General features: G+C 35.1%; 22 protein-coding genes and 3 tRNA genes. 10 read left to right on the top strand and 15 right to left on the bottom strand.

Features of this window, described 5'->3' with window-relative positions:
- Position 1: 1 nt before the first annotated feature.
- The 10 genes from B7709_RS05380 to B7709_RS05335 all read right to left on the bottom strand — a co-directional run bounded on the left by B7709_RS05380 (position 2) and on the right by B7709_RS05335 (position 11,182).
- Entirely contained in the window at positions 2-370 is a 369-nt protein-coding gene (locus B7709_RS05380) for a septum formation initiator family protein (RefSeq protein WP_061453863.1), read from the bottom strand.
- The gene (locus tag B7709_RS05375) at positions 363-629 is read right to left on the bottom strand and encodes an RNA-binding S4 domain-containing protein (RefSeq protein ID WP_001234973.1); all 267 of its coding nucleotides are present in this window, start codon (positions 627-629) and stop codon (positions 363-365) included. The genes B7709_RS05380 and B7709_RS05375 overlap by 8 nt, the downstream gene beginning before the upstream one ends.
- A 57-nt stretch (positions 630-686) precedes the next feature.
- Entirely contained in the window at positions 687-4,190 is a 3,504-nt protein-coding gene (gene mfd / locus B7709_RS05370; protein WP_084972011.1) for a transcription-repair coupling factor, read from the bottom strand.
- Positions 4,191-4,760 carry an aminoacyl-tRNA hydrolase gene (gene pth / locus B7709_RS05365; protein WP_061453864.1) on the bottom strand — a complete coding sequence of 190 codons (570 nt, stop codon included), beginning with the start codon at positions 4,758-4,760 and terminating at the stop codon, positions 4,191-4,193. It lies immediately after the preceding gene.
- Between the two features lie 72 nt (positions 4,761-4,832).
- A complete protein-coding gene (gene ychF / locus B7709_RS05360; RefSeq protein WP_084972010.1) occupies positions 4,833-5,948 on the bottom strand; it encodes a redox-regulated ATPase YchF in 1,116 nt (371 codons plus the stop codon).
- A gap of 84 nt (positions 5,949-6,032) precedes the next feature.
- A complete protein-coding gene (locus B7709_RS05355) occupies positions 6,033-6,227 on the bottom strand; it encodes a DUF951 domain-containing protein (RefSeq protein ID WP_061453865.1) in 195 nt (64 codons plus the stop codon).
- Positions 6,228-6,291: 64 nt separating this feature from the next.
- Positions 6,292-7,428 (bottom strand): DNA polymerase III subunit beta, encoded by a 1,137-nt coding sequence (dnaN, locus tag B7709_RS05350; RefSeq protein WP_084972009.1) that lies wholly within the window; start codon positions 7,426-7,428, stop codon positions 6,292-6,294.
- A gap of 159 nt (positions 7,429-7,587) precedes the next feature.
- Positions 7,588-8,949, bottom strand: a complete 1,362-nt coding sequence (gene dnaA / locus B7709_RS05345; RefSeq protein ID WP_061454114.1) for a chromosomal replication initiator protein DnaA — start codon at positions 8,947-8,949, stop codon at positions 7,588-7,590.
- 223 nt (positions 8,950-9,172) lie between these two features.
- Positions 9,173-9,931 (bottom strand): ParB/RepB/Spo0J family partition protein, encoded by a 759-nt coding sequence (locus tag B7709_RS05340; RefSeq protein WP_084972008.1) that lies wholly within the window; start codon positions 9,929-9,931, stop codon positions 9,173-9,175.
- Positions 9,932-9,988: 57 nt separating this feature from the next.
- Positions 9,989-11,182 carry a S1C family serine protease gene (locus B7709_RS05335; RefSeq protein WP_084972007.1) on the bottom strand — a complete coding sequence of 398 codons (1,194 nt, stop codon included), beginning with the start codon at positions 11,180-11,182 and terminating at the stop codon, positions 9,989-9,991.
- A 185-nt stretch (positions 11,183-11,367) separates the two neighbouring features.
- On the opposite strand from B7709_RS05335, the gene rlmH reads away from it, so the two are divergent.
- The 7 genes from rlmH (at position 11,368) to B7709_RS05300 (ending at position 14,544) form a co-directional block, all read left to right on the top strand.
- Complete coding sequence (gene rlmH / locus B7709_RS05330; protein WP_084972006.1) at positions 11,368-11,847, top strand: 23S rRNA (pseudouridine(1915)-N(3))-methyltransferase RlmH; 480 nt, start codon at positions 11,368-11,370, stop codon at positions 11,845-11,847.
- A 43-nt stretch (positions 11,848-11,890) separates the two neighbouring features.
- Positions 11,891-11,964 (top strand) — tRNA-Arg (locus B7709_RS05325).
- A 163-nt stretch (positions 11,965-12,127) separates the two neighbouring features.
- A complete protein-coding gene (gene comC / locus B7709_RS05320) occupies positions 12,128-12,253 on the top strand; it encodes a competence-stimulating peptide ComC (RefSeq protein ID WP_084972005.1) in 126 nt (41 codons plus the stop codon).
- 20 nt (positions 12,254-12,273) lie between these two features.
- Positions 12,274-13,593 carry a competence system sensor histidine kinase ComD gene (comD, locus tag B7709_RS05315; protein WP_061453871.1) on the top strand — a complete coding sequence of 440 codons (1,320 nt, stop codon included), beginning with the start codon at positions 12,274-12,276 and terminating at the stop codon, positions 13,591-13,593.
- On the top strand, positions 13,590-14,342 hold the full coding sequence (comE, locus tag B7709_RS05310) for a competence system response regulator transcription factor ComE (protein ID WP_000866077.1): 753 nt from the start codon (positions 13,590-13,592) through the stop codon (positions 14,340-14,342). Before comD ends, comE begins: the two co-directional genes overlap by 4 nt.
- A gap of 51 nt (positions 14,343-14,393) precedes the next feature.
- Positions 14,394-14,465: transfer RNA gene (locus B7709_RS05305), tRNA-Glu, on the top strand.
- A gap of 5 nt (positions 14,466-14,470) precedes the next feature.
- Positions 14,471-14,544: transfer RNA gene (locus tag B7709_RS05300), tRNA-Asn, on the top strand.
- Positions 14,545-14,583: 39 nt separating this feature from the next.
- Here B7709_RS05300 and B7709_RS05295 read toward each other — a convergent pair.
- Positions 14,584-15,126 (bottom strand): TetR/AcrR family transcriptional regulator, encoded by a 543-nt coding sequence (locus B7709_RS05295; protein WP_084972004.1) that lies wholly within the window; start codon positions 15,124-15,126, stop codon positions 14,584-14,586.
- A gap of 127 nt (positions 15,127-15,253) precedes the next feature.
- Between B7709_RS05295 and B7709_RS05290 the strand changes: the two genes are divergently transcribed.
- Positions 15,254-17,908 carry a YhgE/Pip domain-containing protein gene (locus tag B7709_RS05290; protein ID WP_084972003.1) on the top strand — a complete coding sequence of 885 codons (2,655 nt, stop codon included), beginning with the start codon at positions 15,254-15,256 and terminating at the stop codon, positions 17,906-17,908.
- A 28-nt stretch (positions 17,909-17,936) separates the two neighbouring features.
- On the opposite strand, the gene B7709_RS05285 is transcribed toward B7709_RS05290, so the two are convergent.
- Complete coding sequence (locus tag B7709_RS05285; RefSeq protein ID WP_084972002.1) at positions 17,937-20,480, bottom strand: YfhO family protein; 2,544 nt, start codon at positions 20,478-20,480, stop codon at positions 17,937-17,939.
- A 61-nt stretch (positions 20,481-20,541) separates the two neighbouring features.
- Complete coding sequence (locus B7709_RS05280) at positions 20,542-22,164, bottom strand: ATP-binding cassette domain-containing protein (protein ID WP_084972001.1); 1,623 nt, start codon at positions 22,162-22,164, stop codon at positions 20,542-20,544.
- Positions 22,165-22,359: 195 nt separating this feature from the next.
- Between B7709_RS05280 and trpS the strand changes: the two genes are divergently transcribed.
- Entirely contained in the window at positions 22,360-23,385 is a 1,026-nt protein-coding gene (gene trpS / locus B7709_RS05275; protein ID WP_084972000.1) for a tryptophan--tRNA ligase, read from the top strand.
- Between the two features lie 162 nt (positions 23,386-23,547).
- A complete protein-coding gene (guaB, locus tag B7709_RS05270; protein ID WP_084971999.1) occupies positions 23,548-25,026 on the top strand; it encodes an IMP dehydrogenase in 1,479 nt (492 codons plus the stop codon).
- 54 nt (positions 25,027-25,080) lie between these two features.
- On the opposite strand, the gene recF is transcribed toward guaB, so the two are convergent.
- Positions 25,081-26,172, bottom strand: coding sequence for a DNA replication/repair protein RecF (gene recF / locus B7709_RS05265; RefSeq protein WP_084971998.1), 1,092 nt, complete (start codon positions 26,170-26,172; stop codon positions 25,081-25,083).
- Between the two features lie 2 nt (positions 26,173-26,174).
- The gene (yaaA, locus tag B7709_RS05260; RefSeq protein ID WP_084971997.1) at positions 26,175-26,543 is read right to left on the bottom strand and encodes a S4 domain-containing protein YaaA; all 369 of its coding nucleotides are present in this window, start codon (positions 26,541-26,543) and stop codon (positions 26,175-26,177) included.
- Positions 26,544-26,669: the final 126 nt, after the last annotated feature.

The following is a 26,669-nucleotide window of genomic DNA, read 5'->3' as shown; positions in this document are numbered from 1 at the left end:
ATTACCTCGGAAGCAAATCAGGAATTGTGTAAATCGCTTCTCGTGTCTTTGAGTAATAGTACTTGGCACGTGCATATTTTGCTACATAGTCTTCATCTTTCAACTTTGCAGCAAAAGCAGATTCCTTATCCTTTTCATCACTAAGAGTTTGGTATTGTTCTTTCAATTCTGTCAATTGCTGACGACGTTGCAGTAACTGATTATAGCTTTGGGCCAGATTATAAGTCGGTAAAATAAACAACAAAATCATCAAAATCAGAACCCAACCCATAAAGCGATTTCTCTTTTGTCTTTCCTTCATCAGGTAACGACGACGTTGGTGTTCATTTTGAATAAAAGGATTGTTCATCTGTACAATATTTTTAGACATTTTCTTCTACCCGTGTTTCACTGATAATTTCATACATGCCTGCTGCATCTTCTTTTTTTGTACTATCTTTCATCTCCAGTACTTTTACAAGCAACAACTTATTTCCAAAGCGAATTTCAACTTGGTCATCAACTTTCAAATCCGTTGAACTTTTGGCCAAAATTCCATTTACCTTGATTCTACCTTTATCTGCTACTTCCTTTGCGACTGTACGACGCTTAATAATTCGTGATACTTTTAAATACTTGTCTAATCTCATTTTTATTACCTCAAATTATCATTGTACCATTTTTATCCCTTTTATAGAAGAAAAACGTCAAAGAGAATTAGCTTCCTTTGATTCTTTTATCTCTAGTAAACTTTCTCCAAAAATCAGCAAACCTTCTAAAATTTCATAATCCTTCTTGTTTCGGACATCAAATACGACTTCCATTAGCCCTCTATTCTCCGCTATGGCCGCTTTTAAGTTGGTTGCAGATAAGGCTTTAAAATAATCTTGAGCCAAGAACAGTCGCTGAGTGATTTTTTCAAATTGAACTGTAATCTTATTCTCTTTTCTTTCTACACGTTCGACAAAGACCTTATCCAAGTATGATTTGACCAAACCAATCTCTAAAAGATAAGCCACTACATCTGGATATTCTCCAAAACGATCCATCAATTCTTCCTGTAATTCTTCATAGTTGACACGATTGTCAATTTGACGAATTTTCTTGTAAATTTCAATCTTATGTCGTTGGTCAGAAATATAAGTATCAGGAAGATAGGCATCAATTTGTAAAATCAATTCGGTATTCCCTTTGGTTCTTGTGTTCCCATTACCATGTCGTTTAGCAATAGCTTCCTCTAGTAGCTGCGAATACAATTCAAAACCAACAGAATCAATAAAGCCCGATTGGGATTTTCCTAAGAGGTTTCCTGCTCCACGAATAGAAAGATCTCGCATCGCAATCTTAAATCCAGATCCCAATTCTGTAAATCCTTTGATTGCTTCTAATCTCTTTTCAGAGACTTCACTGATTGATTTTTCTGGACGATACATAAGATAGGCATAAGCAATGCGATTGCTCCGACCAACTCTTCCTCTTAATTGATACAAGGTTGACAAGCCCATATGGTCTGCATTTTCAATAAATAAGGTATTGGCGTTTGGAATGTCAACGCCTGTTTCAATTATGGTAGTTGTCACCAAAATATCATATTGGCCATCAATAAAGTCCAATAGAGTGTTTTCTAACTGAATTTCACTCATTTGTCCATGAACAAACCCAATTGAAGCTTCTGGAATCAAATCCTGTAATTCTGAAACCTTCTGATCAATCGTGTCAACTTTGTTGTAAAGATAGTAAACTTGACCTCCACGCTCCATTTCACGCAAGACAGCATCACGAATCACACTATCATTCTTTTCCAAAACATAAGTCTGAACAGGATAGCGATTAGTTGGCGGAGTTTCAATAACAGATAAATCTCTGATTCCCAGCATAGACATATGGAGAGTACGAGGTATTGGAGTAGCTGTCAAGGTTAGGACATCTACTTGTTTTTTTAATTCTTTCAAGGTTTCCTTATGCTTGACACCAAATCGTTGTTCCTCATCAATAATCATCAAGCCCAAATCTGAAAAAACAACATCTTTTGACAAAACACGATGCGTTCCAATCAATATATCGACTTGACCATTCTTTAATTTTTCAAGTGTCTCCGCCTGCTCTTTTTTACTTCTAAAGCGACTCAACACATCAATATTAACTGCAAAATTTTGGAATCGTTCCTTAAAGTTGGTATAGTGTTGTTGTGCTAGAACCGTCGTCGGAACTAGAACGACAACTTGTTTATGATCATTGACCGCCTTAAATGCTGCACGCATTGCTACTTCAGTCTTCCCAAAACCAACATCCCCAACCAGAAGTCGATCCATGGGATGAGAATCTTGCATATCTCTCTTGATTTCCTCAATACTACGAAGTTGATCATCCGTTTCAATATAAGGGAAATCATTATCAAAAGCACGTTGCTCATCATCATCAGCTGAGAAAGAAAAACCCTTCAACTGACTACGCTCAGAATAAAGTTTGATTAAATCATCAGCTATATCCTCTACCTGGTTCTTAACTTTTTGCTTAGCTTTTTTGAAATGACCGTCATTTAATTTATTAAGTTTTGGAGCTTTACCATCACTTGAAACATATTTGGACAGTAATTGAATCTGCTCAACTGGGATGGAGATTTGATCCCCATTTTGGTATTGAACACTGACATAATCACGGTGAATCCCTTTGATTTCAATTGTTTCAATCCCTAAATATTGGCCAATTCCATGGATATGGTGAACAACGTAGTCCCCTTTTTCAAGTTCATTATAATCTTTTAATCGCTCTGCGTTCGAAGCATGTTGTCTTCTAAAACGACGTTTTATTTTCTTTTGGAAAATCTCATGTTCAGTAATCAAGAGAATTTTTTCATCTACAAAATGAAAACCATGTCTTAAATTACCTTCGATTAAGTTTACAGATTTTTTACAGATACTTGACTTATCTCTGAAATCCAATTTAATCTGGTATTCCTCTAAAACATCCTCCAATGTTTTACTTCCCATTGAATTGCTAGACTGCAGAACAATGGTGTAGTCCATTTTTTTATATCGCTCAATTTCTTCTTTAAGAAAAGAAAATTGATTAAAAAACTCTTGCATTGGATACTGATTAAATTGATAAATGTAATCAAACTTGAGATTTCCTAGTCCTTTTTGTAGATTGGAGAAAAAGGTAACTGGACTTTGTTTTTTATAGTTTTGCTCTATATCTGCAAAATACTGCATATCAGAAAATGATTTACCATTCTGTAAATCTTCTGTAAAGTATTGCGCTAATTCTCTCTCAAAGGCTTCATACTGATTCATCAATTTTTGGTAATCATCAAAGAATACTGGCGTATCTTTTTCAATATAATCAAATATAGTCCATTTTTTATCGTAACATAAAGATAAAAACTTTCGACTATCTGAATGTACTTGTTTTTGATGAAAACTTGACAAAATCTCTTCCAAGTATGATTTTAAAATTGGTGATAAGGTCTTCGAAATTTGCTTTTCTAAAGCTGACTGACCTCGTATATAGTCCCTTTCTCTTAAAAGCATATCACTAGCTGGAAAGATAGTGAGTTCTGTCTGATTTTCTTTTGATAATTGTGTTTCTACTTCAAAAGTCCGAATTCCATCTACTTCATCACCAAAAAACTCGATTCGGAAAGGTTCTAACTGAGACATCTCAAAAATATCTAAAATATCTCCTCGAATACTAAACTCACCTTGAGTTTGTACTTGCGTAACTTTGCGATAGCCTATTTCCTTTAATTTGTGAAGAAGATCATGTTGCTCATACTCTTCACCGACTGCAATCCTTATAATACTTTCTTTAAATCCAGTTGGAGAAGGTAAAATCAATCGACTTGCCGCTATATTACAAACTAAAATCCCTTTCTTAGATGAATCAGTTAAAAAACGCAAGGCTTCAACTCGCGAAATGATTTTTTCTTGTGAAGACATCAAAAACTCTACCATAGGAGAGTCATCTACCAAAAATGGATAGACAAATTCCTCTCCTAAGATAGAAAGAAGATCACTGATAATTCTTTCTGCTTCTCCATAAGTCGATGTCAATAACACAATCTTATTTTCTTTTTTTAGACTACTTGCAATTGCAAGAGCCTTGGTAGAAGTTGACAGTCCTAGTATTAGTTGTCTTTTCTTATCTGTCAGATTTTGATGCCATTTTTTTATCTGATCATTTTCTGAGAATAAATCTAATAAAGTCGCCATTTAGCCGTTATACCTCTGCATTGTTTTCTCAAAGTTTTTCTCTTGCAAATAGTAGTTTACAGCATCGTCAACCTTGTCAATTGATTGTAAAATACCTACATAGTCATCCTGATCAAACTTACTTAAAACATGGTGAACAACTGACATACCTTTTTTAGGTCTTCCAATACCTATTTTAACACGGTTAAAGACCTGAGTACCTATATGTTGAATAATAGATTTAATCCCATTATGACCACCTGCTGAGCCCTTTGCTCTTAAACGAATTTTCCCAACTTCCATGTCAAGGTCGTCGTAAATGACGAGTAAATCTTCAATATCCAAACCATAGTAAGTCAATAAAGCATGAACAGCTTTCCCGCTTTCATTCATAAACGTCGTTGGTTTGACAAGATAAATTTTTTCGCCATTAAGAAAAAAAGATGCTAGATCAGCTTGAAATATCTTATCGTGTGTAAAAGTGACATTTTGTTTTTTAGCTAATTGGTCAATCAACATAAAACCAACATTGTGCTTGGTTTCAAAATATTTATCCCCTGGGTTTCCTAATCCAACAAGTAATTTAGTCATTTATTTTCCTTTCAAAAGCCAAAAGGGTTGGAATTTTTTTCCAACCTAATTGACACTATTTGTTAAATGTTATTAGACATTAAAGCGGAATTCCATGATATCGCCATCTTGAACGATATATTCTTTTCCTTCTTCACGCAAGCGCCCAGCTTCTTTTACAGCCTTTTCAGACCCGTATTTCACTAGATCCTCATATGACATGGTTACTGCACGAATAAAACCTTTTTCAAAATCTGAGTGGATAATACCAGCTGCTTGAGGAGCTTTCATACCACGCTTAAAGGTCCAAGCACGGACTTCTTTTTCACCAGCTGTAAAGTAAGTTCCAAGTCCAAGCAAGTGGTAAGCAGCTCGAGTCAATTTATCAACACCTGATTCTGTCAAGCCAAGTGCTTCAAGAAACTCTTGCTTATCCTCATCGTCTAACTCAGAAATTTCTTCCTCAGCACGCGCGGAAATAACAACTACCTCTGCATTTTCTGTCGCTGCAAATTCACGAATTTGCTTCACATAATCGATAGAATCTGGATCTGAAACTACATCCTCATCCACATTGGCAACATAAAGAACTGGTTTAGTGGTTAAAAGGCAGAGACCTTTGACAACCTTTTGTTCCTCATCTGTAAATTCAATGATACGAGCTGATTTTCCATCCTCAAGGACTGGTTTAATCTTTTGAAGGACGTTAAACTCTGCCACGGATTCCTTATCTTTTTGCGTACGTGCCATCTTTTCTACACGCGCATAGCGTTTATTAACTGATTCTAAGTCAGCAAGAATCAACTCCAGGTTAATGGTATCAATATCTGCAAGTGGATCCACAAAGGCGTCTTCACGTCCTTGCTCGCGCATAACATTTTCATCATCAAATGCACGCACAACATGAACAATCGCATCTACTTCACGGATGTTGGCCAAGAATTTATTCCCTAGACCTTCCCCTTTTGATGCGCCTTTTACAATCCCTGCAATATCTGTAAATTCAAAAGTTGTTGGAACTGTCTTTTTAGGAGTAATCATTTCAGTTAGTTTTTGTAGGCGTTCATCTGGAACTTCTACCATCCCAACATTTGGATCAATAGTCGCAAATGGGTAGTTTGCTGCCTCTGCTCCTGCTTTTGTAATTGCATTAAAAAGGGTTGATTTACCAACGTTTGGCAAACCAACGATACCTGCTGTTAAAGCCATATTTTCTCATTCTCCGTTCTCATTTCAATCCCTAACATTATAACACAAAAAGGGAAAACTTGCTAACTCTCTAACTAAGGGTTCTTAGTCAATAATCTTATTCATTTTTCGTTCAAAATCATGGCGACTCATCATAACAAGGTGATCGCAATTGCTACATTTGATTTTGATATCTGCCCCAACACGTGTAATTTCCCAACGATTGGCTTTTTTACCAGTTGATTTAATGATACAAGCATGTGGTTTTTTCATCTCAACAAAATTTCCAACTTGATACATACTACTCTCCTTTTCTTTTTCGATTATATCATAAAAGAGGCGAGCTAGGCTCAACCTCTTTTACTTAATTTGTACGAACTGGTGTAATGAGCTGCATGAAGTCTTCGTCAGTATCTGCTGGCACAAGAGTAAATGGACGAACAGCTGAGATAAAGCTAATAGTCACCTTTTCGCTATTTAAAGCCTTGAGGGAATCAATCAAGTAAGTTGGGTTGAAACTAATAGTTAAATCATCTCCAGTCACCTTCTCCGTATCGATTTCTTCGTTTACTTTACCAACTTCAGGAGAATGAACATGAGCGCTAACAACACCACCTTTAATTTCAAGCTTCACAGTACCATTTTGAGTCGCACTTGATAAAAGACGAGCACGTTCCATAGATTGACGTAAATTAACAACATCAAAAGTTACTGTCGTATTAAAGTCGGTTGGAATTAAGCGATCTGTATCAGGATAGTTTCCTTCTAGGAGACGAGTGTAGAAGCTAATATTTTCACTTCTAAAGAGGATTTGATTATTGGCAAAGAAAATCTCCACTGTTTCAATATCGTCCGTAAAAACAGCTGAAAATTCGCGTAGAGAGCGACTAGGGATCACCACATCGAAATCATCTCCATTTTTTTCAAGAGTCAATTTTTTCTGGCTAAGGCGATGAGAATCTGTCGCAACTGTTTTTAGTTCTTTATTTTTGCTCAATACGAAGTGGACACCTGTTAAGATTGGACGACTTTCTTGCGTACTTGCAGCAAAAGCTGTTTCATTGATAATTTTCTTGAGTAGTTTGGTTTCAAGAACCAAAGGAGTGCTTGCTGATATTTCTTGGATTCGTGGGTATTGTTCGCTATCTTTCCCTTTTAGGGTAATTTCTGATTTGCCACTTGTTAAGACAATTTGTTTTTGTTCAATCTCTTTGAAATCAAGCGTTACATCTGGAAGACTGGATACAACATTGATAAAGAAAGAGGCTTCAAGAAGAATTGAACCTAAGGAAGTAATCAAAAGACCAGCATCTTCATTCTTTTGAGAAATAAAATTTTCAATGGAGATTTGACCATTTGATCCAATTAAAGTAATCCCTTCATTGGTAACATCAATTTTGATTGTTGATAAAATTGGAATAGCGTTTTTAGAGATTATTGCTCGTTTTGTAGTATTTAAGGCTTGTAGAAATAAATTTTTATTAATTGAAAAATGAATCATGGATTCTCCTTTATTTATTTTTTAGTATTAGAAGGATAATAGAAATAATAGGGTGTGTGAATTCTGTGGAAAACTGATTTCTATTTAGTAACTTCAAGATTTTTAGCTTGTTTAAAAAATGTGGATAAAAAAGATAGAAAAGTAAAAGTTATCCACAAACTATTTAATTTTCTTTTTGATTGCTTCGATTTCTAAGCGTAAATTATCGTCTTCATCAATCAATGATTTTATTTTAGCATGGGCATGAATAACTGTAGTGTGATCCTTTCCACCAAATTCTTTTCCGATTTTTGGAAGACTATTATCTGTCAGTTCTCTAGCTAGATACATGGCTACTTGACGCGCCAAAACGATGTTTTGAACTCGTCTCGTCCCCTTCATTTCTTTGACACTCACTCCATAAAAATTACCAACTTCAGTTTGAATTTTGTCAATTGGAATGACTAGCAGTTGGCTAACATCTTGTTTGCGAGCTCTAATAGCCTCTGCAGCAATATCAATAGTGATGTCTTTAATCTTCTTTACTCTGGCAATTAAAGTGATATCGTTAATTGCTCCTTCCAATTCTCGAACATTTGAATCAAATTGGCCAGCCAGATATTCTAGGGTATCACTCTGGAAATGGTAGTTTAAATGTTCCGTTTTACTTTGAAGAATGGCGATACGTGTCTCAAAGTCAGGAGGGGTGATATTTTGAGTCAATCCCCAGCTAAAGCGCGTGACAAGTCTTTCTTCAAGGCCTTCTAGGTGTTTAGGACTTCGGTCACTAGTCAGAACGATTTGTTTTTGATTGCTATGAAGAGCGTTGAAAGTATTGAAAAACTCTTCTTGAGTTGCAACCTTTTTGCCACTGAGAGATTGGATATCATCAATCAGTAAGAGATCAAGGCTTCGGTAAGTTTTTTTAAATTTTTCCATTTCCCCGAGCCTCAGATGCTCAAGAAAGTCGTTGATAAAACTTTCGGCAGGAATGTACTTGACACGCGCATCAGGAATATTTTTCAGAATCTCATTTCCAATCGCGTTTAGCAAGTGAGTTTTCCCTAGTCCAGGACCACCATAAATGAAAAGGGGATTATAAGTCAAGGCGAGGTCTTCAGAAACAGCTAGAGCAGCAGACTTAGCCCATATATTCCCATCTCCTTGAATAAAGTTATCAAAGGTATATTTTTCCTTCAATCCTGTTTCAGAATATGGAATAGCAAGATTGGCCTGTGAAGTAACATAATGATTGCTATTTTCAGAATCCATGACATAGGTTGAAGATTCTTCCTCAGGTTTTGTTAGGACAAATTGAGTTTTTATTTCAGTATCATAAACTTCAAAACCAGCGGCCACAATGATATCCTTGAGCTGTTTTTTCCAAACCATTTCCATTTCAGGTCTAGGTAAAAAGATAGTAGCTACATTTCCCTCCACTTTTATGAGTTCAGCAGGTGTGGCATAGAAATCGTACATAGAACGTGTCAATCTTTCTTGAGCCAATTCTAAGATTTGATTCCAAAATTGTTTTTCTTTCACCGATTATCCCCTCCTTTTCTATATTTGATATAAAAAGGTTTACTGTTAAACTTATTTTACCATAGATGATAGCATTTTTCCACAATCTGTGGAAAAGAATCCACAATGTTTACACTTTTTATCCACAGGTTGGGGAAAAGTGAGGGATTCCCTTGAATTCTTTGGTTTTCTGCTATAAAAAATAGTGGATAAATTTGTGGGTTGAAAAAATAAAAGAACAGCCTTATTTCAGGCTGTTGATAATTCTGTCATATTCTTCTTGGCTTGAAAAAGAAATAATAACCTTTCCAGTATCTTTTTTAGAAAGTTTAATTTCTACATTTAATCCCAGTCGTTTTTTTAATTTATCTTCCTCATCTTTGATGAAAGAATCACTTTTTTTATGCTTCTTTTGTTTTTTCTCTGTCAGCAGTGTTTCTAACTTTCTCACAGAGATGTCTTCATTTTTGATTAGCTGAAAGAAATATTCCTGTTGCTCTTTATCCAAACCAACTAGTGAACGTGCATGAGCTTGAGAAATTTTTCCATTTTCTACTTCAGCTAAGATATGCTCTGGTAGGGAAAGTAAACGAATAAAATTAGTGATATAAGGACGAGATTTTCCCATTTTATCCGCTATCTCAGTGTGAGTAAATCCTTTTTCTACTAAAGATTCGTAGGCGCGTGCTTCTTCAACAGGATTTAAATTTTCTCTCTGCAAATTCTCAATGATTGATTGGATCATCATTTCTTGATCTGAGAGGTGTTTCACAACGGCTGGAATAGAGGTCAGACCAGCTAAGAGAGAAGCCCGATATCGTCTCTCTCCTGCAAGGATTTCATAACCAATTACAGGAGATTGACGAACAATGATTGGTTGAATTAGTCCATTTTCTTTGATTGACTGAGCCAACTCTTTCAATTTTTCTACATCAAATTCTTTTCGAGGTTGGTAAGGATTCTTTTGTATTTCAGAGATAGAAATCATTTCAAATTTTTCCATGATTCTACACTAACATATCTTTTACTTTCTGTAAAGTTTTCTTTACACTGATGTCAATTAATGTTCTAAATCACCAGAATTCTTATCTAATTTTATAGAGGTTGTTTCTTCTTTACCATTACGGTAGTAGGTTATTTTTATAGTGTCTCCAATAGCATGATTGTAAAGGGCATGTTGTAGGTCTGTTGATGAGGCAATCTCTTTGTCGTCAACTTTGGTAATGACATCGTATTTTTGAAGATGTCCATTTGCTGGCATATTACTTTGAACAGATCGAACAACTACACCTGAAGTGAGGCTACTTGGAATGTTTAGTTTTCTAAGATCACTAGCTCCAACATTTGACAGATTGACCATTTGAATTCCAAGAGCAGGACGAGTCACTTTACCATCACTTTCAAGCTGTTTAATGATATTTTGTGCATCGTTTGAAGGAATTGCAAAACCAAGACCTTCTACAGACGTTCCACCATTACTTGCAATTTTACTTGATGTAATACCAATTACTTGTCCTTGAATGTTTACAAGTGGACCACCAGAGTTACCAGGGTTAATGGCCGTATCTGTTTGAATGGCTTTTGTTGAAATAGCTTGACCATCTTCAGATTTTAGAGAAACATTTCGATTAAGACTTGAGATGATTCCCTGTGTAACTGTATTAGCATATTCTGAACCTAGAGGACTACCGATAGCAATCGCTGTTTCTCCAACACTAAGTTGACTTGAATCCCCAAATTCTGCTACTGTTGTAACTTTTTCTGAAGAAATTTTAACGACAGCAATATCAGAGAAAGTATCAGATCCGACAATTTCACCAGGAACTTTTGTACCATCTGCTAAACGGATGTCGACTTTTGAAGCTCCATTGATAACGTGAGTATTTGTTACAAGATAGGCATCTTTGTCGTTCTTTTTATAGATAACCCCTGATCCCTCACTTGCGATTTGTTGATTATCTGAATCAGGATTAGCTTCATCAGCATTAAATACACTACTTTGTCTACTATTAGAAGAATAAGTAATGATTGAGACAACAGCATCCTTAACTTTATTTACTGCTTGAGTGGTTGAATTTTCATTCTTATAGGATGTTTGAGTGACAGTGCCAGAATTATTATTCGTAGCTTGACTTCCTTGTTTTTGTGAAAGTTGTAGTGTTACAAAACTTCCCAAAGCTCCACTTAAAAATCCGATGAGAACAATTACAAAAAATGTAACTCCTTTTTTGTAAAGTGTTTGTAAGTGTTTCATAAACGCCTCCAATTATTTGTTATTTAATTAAAGTATAAACCTATTAACTTAATTCAAACTTAAAAGTTTAAAGTTTTACACAAGTTGTGGATAACTCCTTTTATTCTGTGAATTTGCTAGAAATTTAGGATGATTTTTATGTGTATAAGATGTGAAATGAAGTGTGGATATGATAGAATAGAAGAATGAAAATAAAAATTGTAACAGTGGGAAAATTAAAAGAAAAATACCTTAAAGATGGTATTGCTGAATATGGCAAACGAATTTCACGTTTCGCAAAATTAGAAATGATTGAGCTTGCTGATGAGAAAACTCCAGATAAGGCAAGTGAGTCAGAAAATTACAAAATATTAGAAATAGAGGGAAATCGAATTCTTTCTAAAGTTGGAGAAAGAGATTTTGTTATTGTGTTGGCAATTGAAGGAAAAACTCTCTCTTCAGAAGAATTCAGTAAACAGTTAGAACAAGCTTCTATAAATGGATTTTCTACCCTTACATTTATTATTGGTGGAAGTCTGGGACTATCCCCTACTGTGAAGCATCGAGCGAATCTTTCTGTTAGTTTTGGGCGTTTGACCTTGCCACACCAGTTAATGAGATTAGTCCTTGTTGAACAAATTTATCGTTCTTTTACCATTCAGCAGGGATCCCCTTATCATAAATAGAAGATTGACTTAGCTCTTATTTTTTGATAGAATGGTCATGTTAGGTCTCATAGCTCAGCTGGATAGAGCATTCGCCTTCTAAGCGAACGGTCGCAGGTTCGAATCCTGCTGGGATCAATTTTAGATGCAAAGCTGGGAAAACTCCCAGCTTTTTTCTTAAAAAAGTGCATTTCAGGTGCAAAAAAGTACAGTTGAGAAGAAATTTTTCTTAAAGAATCTTCATTTTGTATAATAAACTTGTAAGTTAATTTACAAGAAAAACAATACAGGAGATTTTATTATGAAAAACATAGTTAAATTGGAACAGTTCAAAAAGCTTACAGAGAAAGAATTGCAGGGAATTCAAGGTGGGGAACAAAGAATTTCAGAATTAATACGTAATCTTATTTTTCCAAGAAAAAAGTAATGAAATAAAGGTAAAGAGTAATGGATTTATTTGGGTTAGGGATAGCTATTTTTTATTTTTTCATTATTAGCAAAAGTTATGAATGGATTTGTAAAATAACTAGAAAAGAACAAATTATTTTTTTATGTTACACATGTATATCAGTTTTGATAATTGAAGAAGTTATCAGTCTAGCATATGTAGATGGTTTTGCTTTGTCTAAATTTTTATTTCCTTTAGTTGTGTATGGTTATTTAAGAAAATTAAAGAAGTATGATAAATACAAAGGAATTTTTATCAGTTTACTATTATCTTTAATATATCACAGTACCCATACTTTTATATCTGTAATCTTATCTTCTATAACAGGTGATGACTTTGTATTACACTATAAAGGTATATTCTTTCTAGTAGTATTGTTGTTGACTTATTTTGCTATTCTAATAATAATTCGTTATTTTTATCTAGAAATTAAATATTTTGACAAAGATTATCTCTATCCTTTTTTTAAAAAAGTGATAGTAGCATTTGTTTTTTTGCATACTTTATCCTTTGTTTCAGATATAGTGAGTACGGTTCGTCACTTAAATAGTTTTGGAAGTATTTTATCAACTATTGTTTTTATCTGCTTGTTATTGATTTTCTTTGCAATGAATTCTCACAAGGTTCAAGTTGAAAAAGAGATTGCCCTAAAGCAGAAGAAATTTGAACAAAAGCATTTACAGACTTATACTGATGAAATTGTCAAGTTGTATAATGAAATTCGAGGTTTTCGTCATGACTATGCAGGTATGCTTGTCAGCATGCAAATGGCAATTGACAGTGAAGATTTACAGGAAATTGACAGAGTTTATAATGAAGTATTAGTAAAAGCGAATCAAAAACTGCGTTCAGAAAAATATACTTACTTTGATTTGAACAATTTAGAAGATTCAGCTTTACGGAGTTTGATTGCTCAATCTATTGTCTATGCACGAAATAATGATGTAGAATTTACATTGGAAGTAAAGGATGTTATTACTAGATTGTCAATGGATTTACTTGATCTTGTTCGCATCATGAGTATTCTCTTAAACAATGCTGTTGAAGGGGCCGCGGATAGTTACTTGAAACAAATGGAAGTTGCAGTCATTAAAATGGATTTTGAAACAGTTATAGTTATCCAGAATTCATGTAAAATTACTATGACGCCTTCAGAAGACCTATTTGCTTTGGGTTTCTCTACCAAGGGAAGAAATAGAGGTCTAGGACTTAATAATGTTAAAGAGATTTTAGATAAGTATGACAACATTATTTTAGAAACAGAGATGGAAGACAACACATTTAGACAAATTATTAGATTTAAGAGGGAATTTGAATGAAAGTACTAATTTTAGAAGATGTTATTGAGCATCAAGTGAGACTTGAGAGAATATTGAATGAAATCTCTGAGGAATCAAATATTCCTATTTCTTACAAGACAACAGGAAAAGTTCGTGAGTTTAAGGAATATATCGAAAATGATGAAGTAAACCAGCTTTATTTCTTAGATATCGATATTCATGGAATTGAGAAAAAGGGTTTTGAAGTGGCACAGTTTATCCGTCATCACAATCCCTATGCTATTATTGTTTTTATTACTAGTCGATCTGAATTTGCTACCTTAACTTACAAATATCAGGTATCAGCCCTAGATTTTGTTGATAAAGACATCAATGATGAATTGTTCAAAAAACGTATCGAGCAGAGTATTTTTTACACTAAGAGTATGCTACTTGAAAACGAAGATGTTGTAGACTATTTTGATTACAACTATAAGGGAAATGATTTGAAAATCCCTTACCATGATATTTTGTATATCGAAACAACAGGTGTTTCTCATAAACTGCGAATTATTGGTAAGAATTTTGCCAAAGAATTTTATGGAACTATGACAGATATTCAGGAAAAGGACAAACATACTCAGAGATTTTATTGCTCCCATAAATCTTTCCTTGTCAATGTGGGAAATGTGAGAGAAATTGATCGAAAGAATCTAGAAGTTGTATTTTATGAAGATCATCGCTGTCCCATCACTCGTTTGAAAATTCGCAAACTAAAAGATATTCTAGAGAAAAAATCTAAAAAGTGATTGACAATTAGTAAGAAATTGATATAATGGTTATATCTGCTACAGATAGATGGTCCGTTGGTCAAGGGGTTAAGACACCGCCTTTTCACGGCGGTAACACGGGTTCGAATCCCGTACGGACTATTTTATCCGCCATAGCTCAGTTGGTAGTAGCGCATGACTGTTAATCATGATGTCGTAGGTTCGAGTCCTACTGGCGGAGTCAGATAAAAAGAACACTACTCGGTGTTCTTTTTTATTCTTAGTTTGCATCACCTAGCATTTTCATAAGGAAGTCTGTCATTTCTTGCGGGCTTTCTTTTTTTCCGTGAGCAATCCAAGTCTGGCAAACTCCAAATAGGGCATTTGTTAGATAAATGCTACTATATTCTAATTCAATTGGATTTAGTTGTAGTTTCATAAAGCGCTTCTGAAGGTCTGTGCTAAGCATAATGTGAAGCTTATTTCTCAAGAAATTTTGGATTTCTTTTGTACCATTTTCAGATAAGAGTGCAGCCAGAAGTGGTTCTGACTCTAAATATTCAAATACTTCTAGAATAGCATCTCTTTTATGATGAGCATGTTTTTGGAAAATATATTCAAAGGTATGAAAGAGTTTACTTTGGTAGTGCTCAATCATATCATACTTATCCTTGTAGTGAGTGTAAAAGCTGGAACGACTAATTCCGGCTTTTTCTGCTAACTTGACAGTAGAAATTTGATCAAAGGGTTGTTCCATCAGTAATTGTACCATGGCATTTTCGATAATGCGTTTTGTTTTTAAACGTTTGTTACTTTCTTTCATAATTCCTCCTTGTAGACAAATTAGACAATATGTCTAAAAAATAATTTTTTACCTTGAAATTTGGATTTTTTGATGTATAATCTATTATATCAAAATTTTAGACAATATGTGTAAAAAAGGAGGAAACATGTTTAAAGAATGGAAAGCAATATTTAAAAAACCGACCTTTATCATTGTAATGATAGGGATTTCTCTCATTCCAGCTTTATACAATATCATATTTTTATCATCTATGTGGGATCCATATGGTCAATTGTCAGAGTTACCTGTAGCAGTTGTCAATAAAGATAAGGAAGCTTCTTATAATGGACAGACAATGACAATAGGTGAAGACATGGTGTCTAATTTAAAAGAAAATAAGGCTTTAGATTTTCATTTTGTTAATGAAGAGGAAGGGGAAAAAGGGCTAGAAGATGGTGATTACTACATGGTAGTGATTTTACCAAGTGACTTGTCTGAAAAAGCTGCTTCTATCCTAACAAATCATCCTGAACAGATGCAGATTGATTATCAGACCTCAAGTGGGCATAGCTTTATTGCAAGCAAGATGAGTGATTCTGCAATGACACAATTAAAACAAACCGTTTCTACTAATGTAACTGAAACGTATACCAAGGCTTTATTTCAAAAAATGAATGACTTGAAGTCTGGAGTAAATAAGGCAGCTGATGGAAGTGAACAATTGGCTAATGGAGCGAATCAATTGGTGACGGGAAGTCAAACATTGACGGCAAATCTTAATACTTTAGCAAACTCAACTGTAACTTTTTCAAATGGAGCAGATCAATTTACAAAAGGGTTATCTAGCTATGTATCTGCAATAGAGCAATTACATATTGGTTTAGGGACTTTTAATAGTGGTTTACAAAGTTATACAAAAGCCGTCTCACAAGTTGACACTGGACTTGGTCAATTAGCGTCAAAAACTCCTGAGTTGGTGACAGGTGTAAATCAGCTAAATACAGGTATAAAGTCCTACACAAGTGGCGTTTCACAACTGAATACAGGTCTCAATCAATTTTCAGTTGGTGTAAATGCTTATACAAGTAGTGTAGAAAAACTTTCTAATGGAACAAGTCAATTATCCAATCAATCAGATACACTAAGAGATGGAATGGAGAAATTAAATACTGGTATTAAAGAAATTTCAAGTCAATTAAAGTCCTCATCTCAACAAAATAAAGAAATAGCACAATTGACAACAAGCCTAGGAGAACTAAATAAGACACTACAAGCTCTTACAATAGCAGATAATACTCAACTGAAAAAGACATTATCAGAAGCTTTGCCAAATCTAACAACTCTTGCTCAGGATATTGTGACCAAAAGTCAGACAGAACAAGAAAAAACTCTTGCGAACCTTCAATCAACAGCTACTTATCAATCTCTCACAGAGGAACAAAAGAAAGAACTGACAGAAGCTATTTCTAAAAATTCTAATTCTACTATTGAGTCAGCAAAAACAATTTTAACGACAGTAGGGGGATTAAAAGAAAGTATAGAGAATTCAGAACAACAAGTATCTAATCTATCTGATGTGCAGACGAAAGCAAATCAACTCTTACCTGCAGCATCTAGCTCCTTGACAACATTGTCAAATGGATTTACAAAATTACAAACTTCTGTAAATAATCAGTTAGTTCCTGGAAGTCAGTCAATTGAAAAAGGAGTTGTAAACTATACTAAAGGACTGAACACAATTTCTATAGGTGCCAATAAACTAAGTGAAAAAAATGCAAATTTAACAACCAGTCTAGATCAATTAGTTTCTGGATCAAGTAAGTTGACACAAAATACATCATCCTTGACAGCTGGAGTAGATACGTTAGCTGGAAAAGCTCCAGAATTAGTATCAGGTATAGAAAGTTTGTCATCTGGTTCTGCTCAATTGAATAATAAGAGTCCAGAGTTAATAGCAGGTCTTACTAAATTACAATTTGGCTCTGGTCAATTGACAGATAAATCAACACAGTTACTTTCTGCAGCATCTCAACTAGGAAGTGGCGCTATGAAGATTGCAGATGGTGCTGGAAAACTAGCAGATGGTGGAACAACTTTAACCTCTAGTCTTGAAGATTTACAGACAGGAGTTGATTCATTAGGACAAGGATTAGGAAATGCTAATAATCAACTTAAATCAGCTTCAACAGAATCTGAAAATGCAGAAACATTATCTGAGCCTCTAGTTCTCTCAAAAACAGATAATGACCAAGTTCCTGTAAATGGGATTGCCATGGCTCCTTATATGATATCAGTTGCTCTTTTTGTTGCTGCTATATCTACCAATATGATTTTTGCGAAGTTGCCTTCTGGACGTCATCCAGAGAGCCGTTGGGCTTGGTTGAAGTCTCGATCTGAAATAAATGGGATTATAGCTGTCTTAGCAGGTGTTTTAGTTTATGGAGGCGTCCATCTTATTGGATTGACTGCTAACCATGAGATGAGAACCTTGATTCTGATTATAATCACAAGTTTAGCCTTCATGTCTATGGTGACAGCTTTAACAACTTGGAATAGCCGTTTAGGAGCTTTCTTCTCTCTTATTTTACTACTATTACAGTTAGCATCAAGTGCAGGGACCTACCCCCTTGCTTTGACAAATGATTTCTTTAAAGGTATCAATCCATGGTTACCAATGAGTTACTCTGTATCAGGTTTACGACAAACAATCTCTATGACAGGAAATATCCATCATCAAGTGATTTTCCTTATTATAATACTAGCTTTCTTTACTGTTTTAGGTATGCTAGCTTATCAACCTAAGAAGATGCAAGAAGATTAAAAAAATCGACCAATTCCTTGGTCGATTTTTATGTCATAGATGAATTTCGTTTGTAATTATAGATTCCAAAAAGTAGAAGGGCAGTTACTGAGCAGACTGCTCCAATAACAAAACCATTAGGAATGAAGGAAAGTGTAATGGTTCCTTTTCCTTTTGGAACATCAACCTTCATAAAACCAGTTTGAGCCTGCTTGATTTCAAGTTTTTTTCCATCTTGATAAGCAGACCAACCTTTGTCATAAGGAATGGTAAAGAAAATAGAGCTATCTTGTTTGACTTCATATGTAGCAAAGACTTTATTTTTAGAGGTAGATACTTCTACAGGTTGTTCTTTAATCTTTTGGATTGCCTCAGTCAAAGCTTGGGTATCTAAACGATAGAAGGTTGGAGTTTCAAATGACACTTGAGAATTTCCAGGGAAGCTAACACTGATATTGAAAGTTTTTTGTTCTTCAGTATAACCCAAATTAAAGAAGTTAAAGGCATTGTCAGTTGTAAAAGTCTTTTTTTCACTGTTGATAAGGATGTCAATTTTCTTTTGTTTATCATTAGTAAAATGAAGGTTTGCAAAAGAGAGATAGACTTGACTATTTTGAGGAACCTCAATCTGATAATCAATCCTTGCATCCTCATTCGTAGAACTTGTGATGCTTGTTAAACCATCTGAAGTATCTGTTTTATCATATGCTATTTTGGAAAAGTAATCTAAGTTGAGATTAGCAAGCTGGTTTATAAATAAAGCCTGATTATCCAGAGTATGATTGTTAAAGTTTACATCAGTGTAAATAGATTGAGTGGCAAAAGCAATAGGTAAAGAGAGTTGATTTTTATATAAGGTTAAATGATCCTTTTGATAAATCTCTTGAAAGCCATATTTATCAAGGGGAGTTTCAGAAATATTATACTGGATACCAAATAAACTGTCCGCTAAAATACTGTTATTTGCATAACGGAGATTGAGGTTGGTTCCAGAGGATTTGAATCCAAGTTTATCCAAACTAGTGCTAGCTGAACGATTTCGTACAGACGAGAATTGAGAGATTCCATTGTAGTTAAATTTCATACTGTCATTTCCTGTTTGAATTTGCAGTTTCTCAGTACGTGTAAATGGATTGTCAATTTGTTCTATAATGGATTCCATAGCAGTGACATCTCTATTATAGGCACTGCGAGAAGCAAAGGCCCATTCTTTAGCTATTCCTTCCATTTGAGAAGAAGCATTTAAGCTTATCTCAGCTGTTATAAATAAAGACAAAAGAATTGCAAATAGATTTACAGAGATAAATTTTCTGATGACTGCAAGGAGTAAAAGTGAATAAACTAGTAGAAATTCAAGAGTGAGTAGGATATTTAAATCTGTTAAAAAAGAATAGTGTGATTTAAAGTATACAGTAGCTAAAAATCCTGTCAGTATAAGAAAAAGGGAGACAAATAGATTCCAGAACTTAATTTCATTCAGACGATTTAAGACTTCTGATGAAGTATAAATTAACAGAGTAGAAAAGATCCAAGCATAGCGATGCAAAAACATATTTGGGGTATGCATCCCTTGCCAAAATAAATCAAGTGCCTCTATGTAAAAGCTTGTTATTAAAAAAGTGAAGAAGAGTGCATAGATAAGTTTCACGTGAAACTTTATGGATTTTATTGTGAAAAATAGAATGGTTAAAATAAAAGGAAGCAGTCCAACAAAAATCATTGGTATAGATCCATACTTAGTTGTATCAAAAGATCCAATGAATTGTTTTGCGAAAATATCTAAATACCAGCTACTGTCTGTTTTTAATTTTGTGATGGCAGTTAACTTCTCCCCATGAGTTTGTAAATCAAACAATGTAGGAAGAGTCATCATCAAACTAACCATTCCTGCTAAAAAGGAGGTAACAACAAAATCAAGAAAAGATGATTTTCGATTTTTAAAGTCCCATGAAATTTGGCAGAGATACCAGAAAATAAGAAACAATGCTGTCATATATCCAAAATAATAGTTTTGGATAAACAAAATTGACAGACTTGTAAAGTATAGTAGACGCTTCTTTTGTGTTATAAGTATGTGTAAGCCAGTTATAATTAAAGGAATCAAGATGAAAACATCTAACCATGTTTTTATCTCTAACTGACTGACAGTGAAGCTCATTAAAGCATAGGAAGTTGATAAGGCCAGTTTTAAAGGCTGAGGGATAGATCGAAATAATTTATTTAGACTAAAGAAGGTTGACAGACCAATCAATCCAAATTTTAATAGAGTTGTCAGATAAACAGCATCTGGCATATTTGACAGATTAAAAAAGTAAACCAGAGGTGAAAGAAAGCTACCCAAGTAATAACTAGATAGAGCATAGAAATTCAGTCCGAGTCCACTTGTAAAGGTGTAAAACAAACTACCATTTCCATGTAGAATATCCCGTAAAGCCACATCAAAAATAACGTATTGATGAAACCCATCTCCTAATAGTGGGGATGTATCGCTATTCCAGTAGATCCCTTGAGATAGATATACTCCAAACATAATCACTACAGGAATGATGAAAGAAATAAAATAGGTTCGATATGTTTTTAAAAATGATTTCATGTTACCTCGTAGAATGATAGAAAACTCAGTTGGTTAACCCAACTGAGTTTTGAAGTCTTATTTAGTCTTTCCAAAGGTCTTTGACTTTTGCTTGTACTTCTGCATTTTCTAGGAATTCATCATAGGTTTCATCAATACGATCGATGACGCCATTCTTAGACAAAACAATGATATGGTTTGCCAAAGTTTGAATGAACTCGTGGTCATGGCTGGCAAAGATGATGGATTCTTTAAAGTTTTTCAATCCATCGTTCAAGCTTGAGATAGATTCCAAGTCCAAGTGATTTGTTGGGTCATCGAGTACAAGGACATTTGATTTCAAGAGCATGAGTTTTGAGAGCATGACACGTACTTTTTCTCCCCCTGACAAGACATTTACAGGTTTGTTAACCTCATCACCAGAAAAGAGCATACGACCAAGGAAACCACGTAGGAAGGTATTGTCATCTTCTTCTTTACTTGCAAATTGACGCAACCAGTCAAGAATTGACTCGTTCCCTGCAAAATCAGCAGAGTTATCTTTTGGCAAGTAAGAACGGCTAGTAGTAACTCCCCACTTGACAGTTCCTTCATAGTCAATGTCACCCATGATTGCACGAATTAATGCAGTCGTCTGGATGTCATTTTGTCCAATAAGAGCGGTCTTATCACCTGGACGCAAGATGAAACTAATATTGTCCAAGATAGTTTCACCATCAATCTTTACAGTTAGGTTTTCTACTGTCAAGAGATCATTACCAATCTCACGTTCTGCTTTAAAGTTGATAAATGGATATTTACGACTAGATGGCACAATTTCTTCTAGTTCAATCTTGTCAAGCATTTTTTTACGAGATGTTGCCTGTCTTGACTTAGAAGCGTTGGCAGAGAATCGAGCAACGAATTCTTGCAATTGCTTAATCTTTTCTTCCGCTTTGGCATTACGGTCTGCTAACAATTTAGCAGCAAGCTCAGAAGACTCCTTCCAGAAGTCGTAGTTTCCAACATAGAGTTTGATTTTTCCAAAGTCAAGGTCGGCCATGTGAGTACATACTTTGTTTAAGAAGTGGCGGTCATGGGATACAACAATGACGGTGTTATCAAAGTCAATCAAGAAGTCCTCTAGCCAAGTAATCGATTGGATATCCAAACCGTTGGTTGGCTCGTCCAAGAGAAGAACATCTGGTTTACCAAAGAGTGCTTTGGCAAGGAGAACTTTTACCTTTTCACCATTGGCCAATTCGCTCATATTTTGGTAGTGCAATTCTTCTGGAATGTTTAGGTTTTGAAGTAGTTGAGATGCTTCACTCTCTGCTTCCCAACCTCCAAGTTCAGCAAACTCCCCTTCGAGTTCAGCTGCACGAACACCATCTTCATCGGAAAAATCTTCCTTCATGTAAATAGCATCTTTCTCTTTCATAATGCTATAAAGCTTTTCATTTCCCATGATAACGACATCAATTGCACGTTCATCTTCATAGTCAAAGTGATTTTGACGAAGAACAGAGAGACGTTCATCTGGACCAAGAGAGATGTGACCCGTTGTAGGTTCGATATCACCAGCTAAAATTTTTAAGAATGTAGACTTCCCAGCACCGTTAGCACCAATTAATCCATATGTATTTCCTTCTGTAAATTTGATGTTGACATCATCAAAAAGTTTGCGATCACTAAAACGTAGTGAAACATCAGATACTGTAAGCAATGTTTTTCTCCTATAATATGTAATACATTTATTCTACTAGAAAAGAGAGAAATATTCAAATTTTTCTTTGTCAATTTTATGTCAATTAAGTTTACAGGTTTATTTACAAAGAGTTAGTCGTTTGATTTAAATAATTTTCTGTTATTTTAACAAAAAAATGCTATAATTGAAGAGACCATTTCGAAGGAGAAAAAAATGACGAAACCCATTATTTTAACAGGAGACCGTCCAACAGGTAAACTACATATTGGACATTATGTTGGTAGTCTAAAAAATAGAGTATTACTACAGGAAGAAGATAAGTATGACATGTTTGTTTTTTTGGCGGACCAACAAGCCTTGACAGATCACGCCAAAGATCCTCGAATGATTGTAGAGTCTATTGGGAATGTTGCCTTGGATTACCTAGCAGTTGGATTGGATCCAAGTAAATCAACTATCTTTATTCAAAGTCAGATCCCAGAGTTGGCTGAGCTATCTATGTACTATATGAATTTGGTGTCACTAGCTCGTTTGGAGCGTAATCCGACAGTAAAAACAGAGATTGCTCAAAAAGGATTTGGGGAAAGTATTCCGACAGGTTTTTTGGTTTATCCAATCGCTCAGGCAGCAGATATCACAGCCTTTAAGGCTAATTATGTTCCTGTAGGAACAGACCAAAAACCAATGATTGAACAAACTCGTGAAATTGTTCGTTCCTTTAATAATGCTTATAATTGTGATGTTTTGGTTGAGCCAGAAGGTATTTATCCAGAAAATGAGAGAGCAGGACGTTTGCCTGGTCTAGATGGAAATGCTAAAATGTCTAAATCCCTCAATAATGGTATTTATCTAGCTGATGATGCTGATACCTTGCGTAAAAAAATCATGAGTATGTATACAGACCCAAATCATATTCGGGTTGAGGATCCAGGCAAGATTGAAGGGAATATGGTTTTCCATTATTTAGATGTTTTTGGTCGTCCTGAAGATGCTCAAGAAATTGCAGAGATGAAAGAACACTATCAATGTGGTGGTCTTGGTGATGTGAAGACAAAACGTTATCTACTTGAAATACTTGAACGCGAACTTGGTCCTATTCGTGAGCGCCGTATCGAATTTGCTAAGGATATGGGTGAAGTGTACAATATGCTTCAAAAAGGGAGTGAAAAAGCTCGCGAAGTTGCAGGTCAAACTCTGTCTGAGGTTAAGGGTGCAATGGGGTTAAATTATTTTAAATAATAGATAAAATATGAATCGTAAAACTATCTCTTCTATAGAATTACAGAGATAGTTTTTTATGTTTTCTGCCATAAATATAATTGACAAATTTTCATAGAATGGTATGATAGATACAATACAAAAAAGAGTCAAGCTCAAAAAGAAAGAAAAGAGGAAACTTCAATGTCTAATTGGGATACTAAATTTTTAAAAAAAGGTTTTACCTTTGATGATGTATTGCTCATTCCAGCAGAAAGTCATGTGTTGCCAAATGATACAGATTTAACAACAAAATTGGCAGATAATCTGACTTTAAATATCCCAATTATTACAGCCGCCATGGATACAGTCACAGAAAGTCAAATGGCTATCGCCATTGCTCGTGCGGGTGGTCTTGGAGTAATCCATAAAAACATGTCAATTGCGCAACAAGCAGATGAAGTTCGCAAGGTAAAACGTTCTGAAAATGGTGTTATTATTGATCCATTCTTCTTGACTCCAGAACATACCATTGCTGAGGCAGACGAACTGATGGGACGTTACCGTATCAGTGGTGTTCCAGTTGTAGAAACACTTGAAAATCGTAAATTGGTTGGTATTCTAACAAACCGAGATCTTCGCTTCATTTCAGATTATAATCAACCAATTTCAAATCACATGACTAGTGAAAATCTTGTCACTGCTCCTGTTGGCACAGATCTTGCAACGGCTGAAAATATTCTTCAAGAACACCGTATTGAAAAACTTCCTTTGGTTGACGAAGAAGGCCGTCTTTCTGGCTTGATTACTATTAAAGATATTGAAAAAGTTATTGAGTTTCCAAATGCAGCCAAAGATGAGTTTGGTCGTCTGCTAGTTGCGGGGGCCGTTGGTGTCACTTCAGATACATTTGAACGTGCAGAGGCTCTTTTTGAGGCAGGAGCGGATGCGATTGTTATTGATACTGCACATGGTCATTCTGCTGGAGTTCTACGTAAAATTGCTGAAATTCGTGCTCACTTCCCAGATCGCACTTTGATTGCTGGTAATATTGCAACAGCAGAAGGAGCGCGTGCCCTTTATGAAGCAGGTGTAGATGTTGTCAAGGTTGGGATTGGCCCAGGTTCTATCTGTACTACTCGTGTGATTGCCGGTGTGGGTGTCCCACAAGTGACAGCAATTTATGATGCTGCAGCAGTTGCGCGTGAGTATGGAAAGACCATCATTGCTGATGGAGGAATCAAGTATTCTGGAGATATTGTAAAAGCCCTTGCTGCAGGTGGAAATGCAGTTATGCTTGGATCCATGTTTGCTGGAACAGACGAGGCACCAGGTGAAACTGAAATTTTCCAAGGACGCAAGTTCAAGACTTACCGTGGTATGGGATCAATCGCTGCAATGAAGAAAGGTTCAAGTGACCGCTACTTCCAAGGTTCTGTTAATGAAGCAAACAAACTCGTTCCAGAAGGAATTGAAGGTCGTGTTGCCTATAAAGGTGCTGCAGCCGATATCGTCTTCCAAATGATTGGTGGTATTCGCTCTGGTATGGGTTACTGTGGTGCAGCTAACCTTAAAGAATTGCACGACAACGCTCAATTTATTGAAATGTCTGGGGCTGGTTTGAAAGAAAGCCATCCTCATGATGTACAAATCACTAATGAGGCGCCAAACTACTCCATGTAAGAAGTAAAAAAGAACTCCTGAAATTCAGGAGTTCTTTTTACAGAGGTGTCAATTTTAATTTACAGATATTTTACCGTTTTGGATGTTGAAAATACTAAGATTTTCTGGCAAGTTTTGCAAGTGGTCTAAACTTGTTGTCGTGATGAAGGTTTGGATAGATTGTGAAATAGTTTCTAGTAATTTTAATTGTCGTGTGTTGTCAAGTTCGCTCATAACATCGTCAAGCAAGAGTATTGGAGACTCGTTGGTAATACTTTCCATTAGTTCAATCTCTGCTAGTTTGATAGAAAGTACAAGACTACGATGTTGCCCTTGACTTCCAAAACTAGCATCCATACCATTGATATAGAAAGCAATATCATCTCGATGAGGGCCAACACTAGTATTCTTTTTAAATAAATCTCTTGATCTACTTTTCTCTAAAGCTATTTTAAAAGAATCCATTAAGACTTCTTCATTAGTGAAGTTGACAGTTGATTGATAAAATATTGACAACTTTTCTGATTGATTTGAAATTTCTAAGTGTTTTTTTTGACCAAATTTTTCTAAGTCTTTAATGAATTTTATCCGATGCTTTATGACGCGACAACCATACTCTACTAACTGATCATCTAAGACCGACATAAATGTTTCGTCAATCTTTTGGCTGGATTTTAGGTAGGTATTTCTTTGTTTGAGTATATGGTTGTAGTTTGACAAGTCTGACAAGTAGATTGGTTTAATTTGTCCCAGTTCTATATCTATAAACTTTCGACGAACGGAGGGCGCTCCTTTAATTAACTGGAGATCTTCAGGTGCAAAGAGAACCACATTCATATGTCCGATGTAGTCTGAGAGGCGAGCTTGTTTTAAATGATTGACTTTAGTCACACGCCCTTTCGGTGTTAGATCAATTTCTAGAGGGATAGAACCTGTTTTTTTCTGTAGCAAGCCAGAAAGATGGAGTTGTTCTTCATCAAAATGAATGAGATTTTTATCTGTCCGAGTACGATGACTACGTGTTAAGGCCAAGAAATAGATTGCTTCTAGAATATTGGTCTTTCCTTGTGCATTCTGACCTAAAAAGACGTTTAATTTTGGATTGAAATCAATTTTTGTCTCTTTGTAGTTTCGAAAGGTTTTAATTGTTAAATGTTGGAGCCACATGATTATCTTCCTGGAAAACGTGGAGCTTGTTTGGTTTTAGGTGATAAAGTAGTTTTTTGTTTTTCTTTCTTTACACCCTTATTCATCTCTTTGACAAGTTTAGCAATCCGCTCTTTTTCAATCTTATCTGCTTGGTATTCTTCTTGCTCTTTTAAACTTGGTTGTGTCAAGGTGATGTCAATCTTTAAATCAGGGATGTCAATTTCATCTCCAATACGGATTTTTTTCCCACGTCTAGTTTCTAATTCACCATTAAAGTAAACTTGATGTTCCATCAAAAAGGATTTAATAGCACCACCGCTTTGTATAATTCCAAGCTCTTTTAGAAGGGCTTGGAGCGTAATAAATTCTTCAAATAATTTGTATTCCATAATTTACCTCAATCTAAGGTATTATACCATATTTCTTAGAATTAAGTGAGCAAAATTACTGAAAATGAAAACGATTTTACTCTTTAAAGCTATAAAGAGAACAAGAAAAATTTTGATTTTCATGGT

The organism is Streptococcus oralis subsp. dentisani (assembly GCF_002096335.1).
GTDB lineage: Bacteria > Bacillota > Bacilli > Lactobacillales > Streptococcaceae > Streptococcus > Streptococcus oralis_Z.
This window is presented reverse-complemented; position numbering and strand designations above follow the sequence as displayed.

Coding starts and splice junctions, on each gene's coding strand:
- B7709_RS05380 (WP_061453863.1), bottom strand. CDS start 370: ATGTCTAAAAATATTGTACAGATGAACAATCCTTTTATTCAAAATGAA.
- recF (WP_084971998.1), bottom strand. CDS start 26,172: ATGTGGCTCCAACATTTAACAATTAAAACCTTTCGAAACTACAAAGAG.
- rlmH (WP_084972006.1), top strand. CDS start 11,368: ATGAAAATAAAAATTGTAACAGTGGGAAAATTAAAAGAAAAATACCTT.
- B7709_RS05290 (WP_084972003.1), top strand. CDS start 15,254: ATGTTTAAAGAATGGAAAGCAATATTTAAAAAACCGACCTTTATCATT.
- pth (WP_061453864.1), bottom strand. CDS start 4,760: ATGACTAAATTACTTGTTGGATTAGGAAACCCAGGGGATAAATATTTT.
- B7709_RS05375 (WP_001234973.1), bottom strand. CDS start 629: ATGAGATTAGACAAGTATTTAAAAGTATCACGAATTATTAAGCGTCGT.
- trpS (WP_084972000.1), top strand. CDS start 22,360: ATGACGAAACCCATTATTTTAACAGGAGACCGTCCAACAGGTAAACTA.
- B7709_RS05340 (WP_084972008.1), bottom strand. CDS start 9,931: ATGGAAAAATTTGAAATGATTTCTATCTCTGAAATACAAAAGAATCCT.
- yaaA (WP_084971997.1), bottom strand. CDS start 26,543: ATGGAATACAAATTATTTGAAGAATTTATTACGCTCCAAGCCCTTCTA.
- ychF (WP_084972010.1), bottom strand. CDS start 5,948: ATGGCTTTAACAGCAGGTATCGTTGGTTTGCCAAACGTTGGTAAATCA.
- B7709_RS05355 (WP_061453865.1), bottom strand. CDS start 6,227: ATGTATCAAGTTGGAAATTTTGTTGAGATGAAAAAACCACATGCTTGT.
- comD (WP_061453871.1), top strand. CDS start 12,274: ATGGATTTATTTGGGTTAGGGATAGCTATTTTTTATTTTTTCATTATT.
- B7709_RS05295 (WP_084972004.1), bottom strand. CDS start 15,126: ATGAAAGAAAGTAACAAACGTTTAAAAACAAAACGCATTATCGAAAAT.
- B7709_RS05285 (WP_084972002.1), bottom strand. CDS start 20,480: ATGAAATCATTTTTAAAAACATATCGAACCTATTTTATTTCTTTCATC.
- comE (WP_000866077.1), top strand. CDS start 13,590: ATGAAAGTACTAATTTTAGAAGATGTTATTGAGCATCAAGTGAGACTT.
- dnaN (WP_084972009.1), bottom strand. CDS start 7,428: ATGATTCATTTTTCAATTAATAAAAATTTATTTCTACAAGCCTTAAAT.
- mfd (WP_084972011.1), bottom strand. CDS start 4,190: ATGGCGACTTTATTAGATTTATTCTCAGAAAATGATCAGATAAAAAAA.
- comC (WP_084972005.1), top strand. CDS start 12,128: ATGAAAAACATAGTTAAATTGGAACAGTTCAAAAAGCTTACAGAGAAA.
- B7709_RS05335 (WP_084972007.1), bottom strand. CDS start 11,182: ATGAAACACTTACAAACACTTTACAAAAAAGGAGTTACATTTTTTGTA.
- guaB (WP_084971999.1), top strand. CDS start 23,548: ATGTCTAATTGGGATACTAAATTTTTAAAAAAAGGTTTTACCTTTGAT.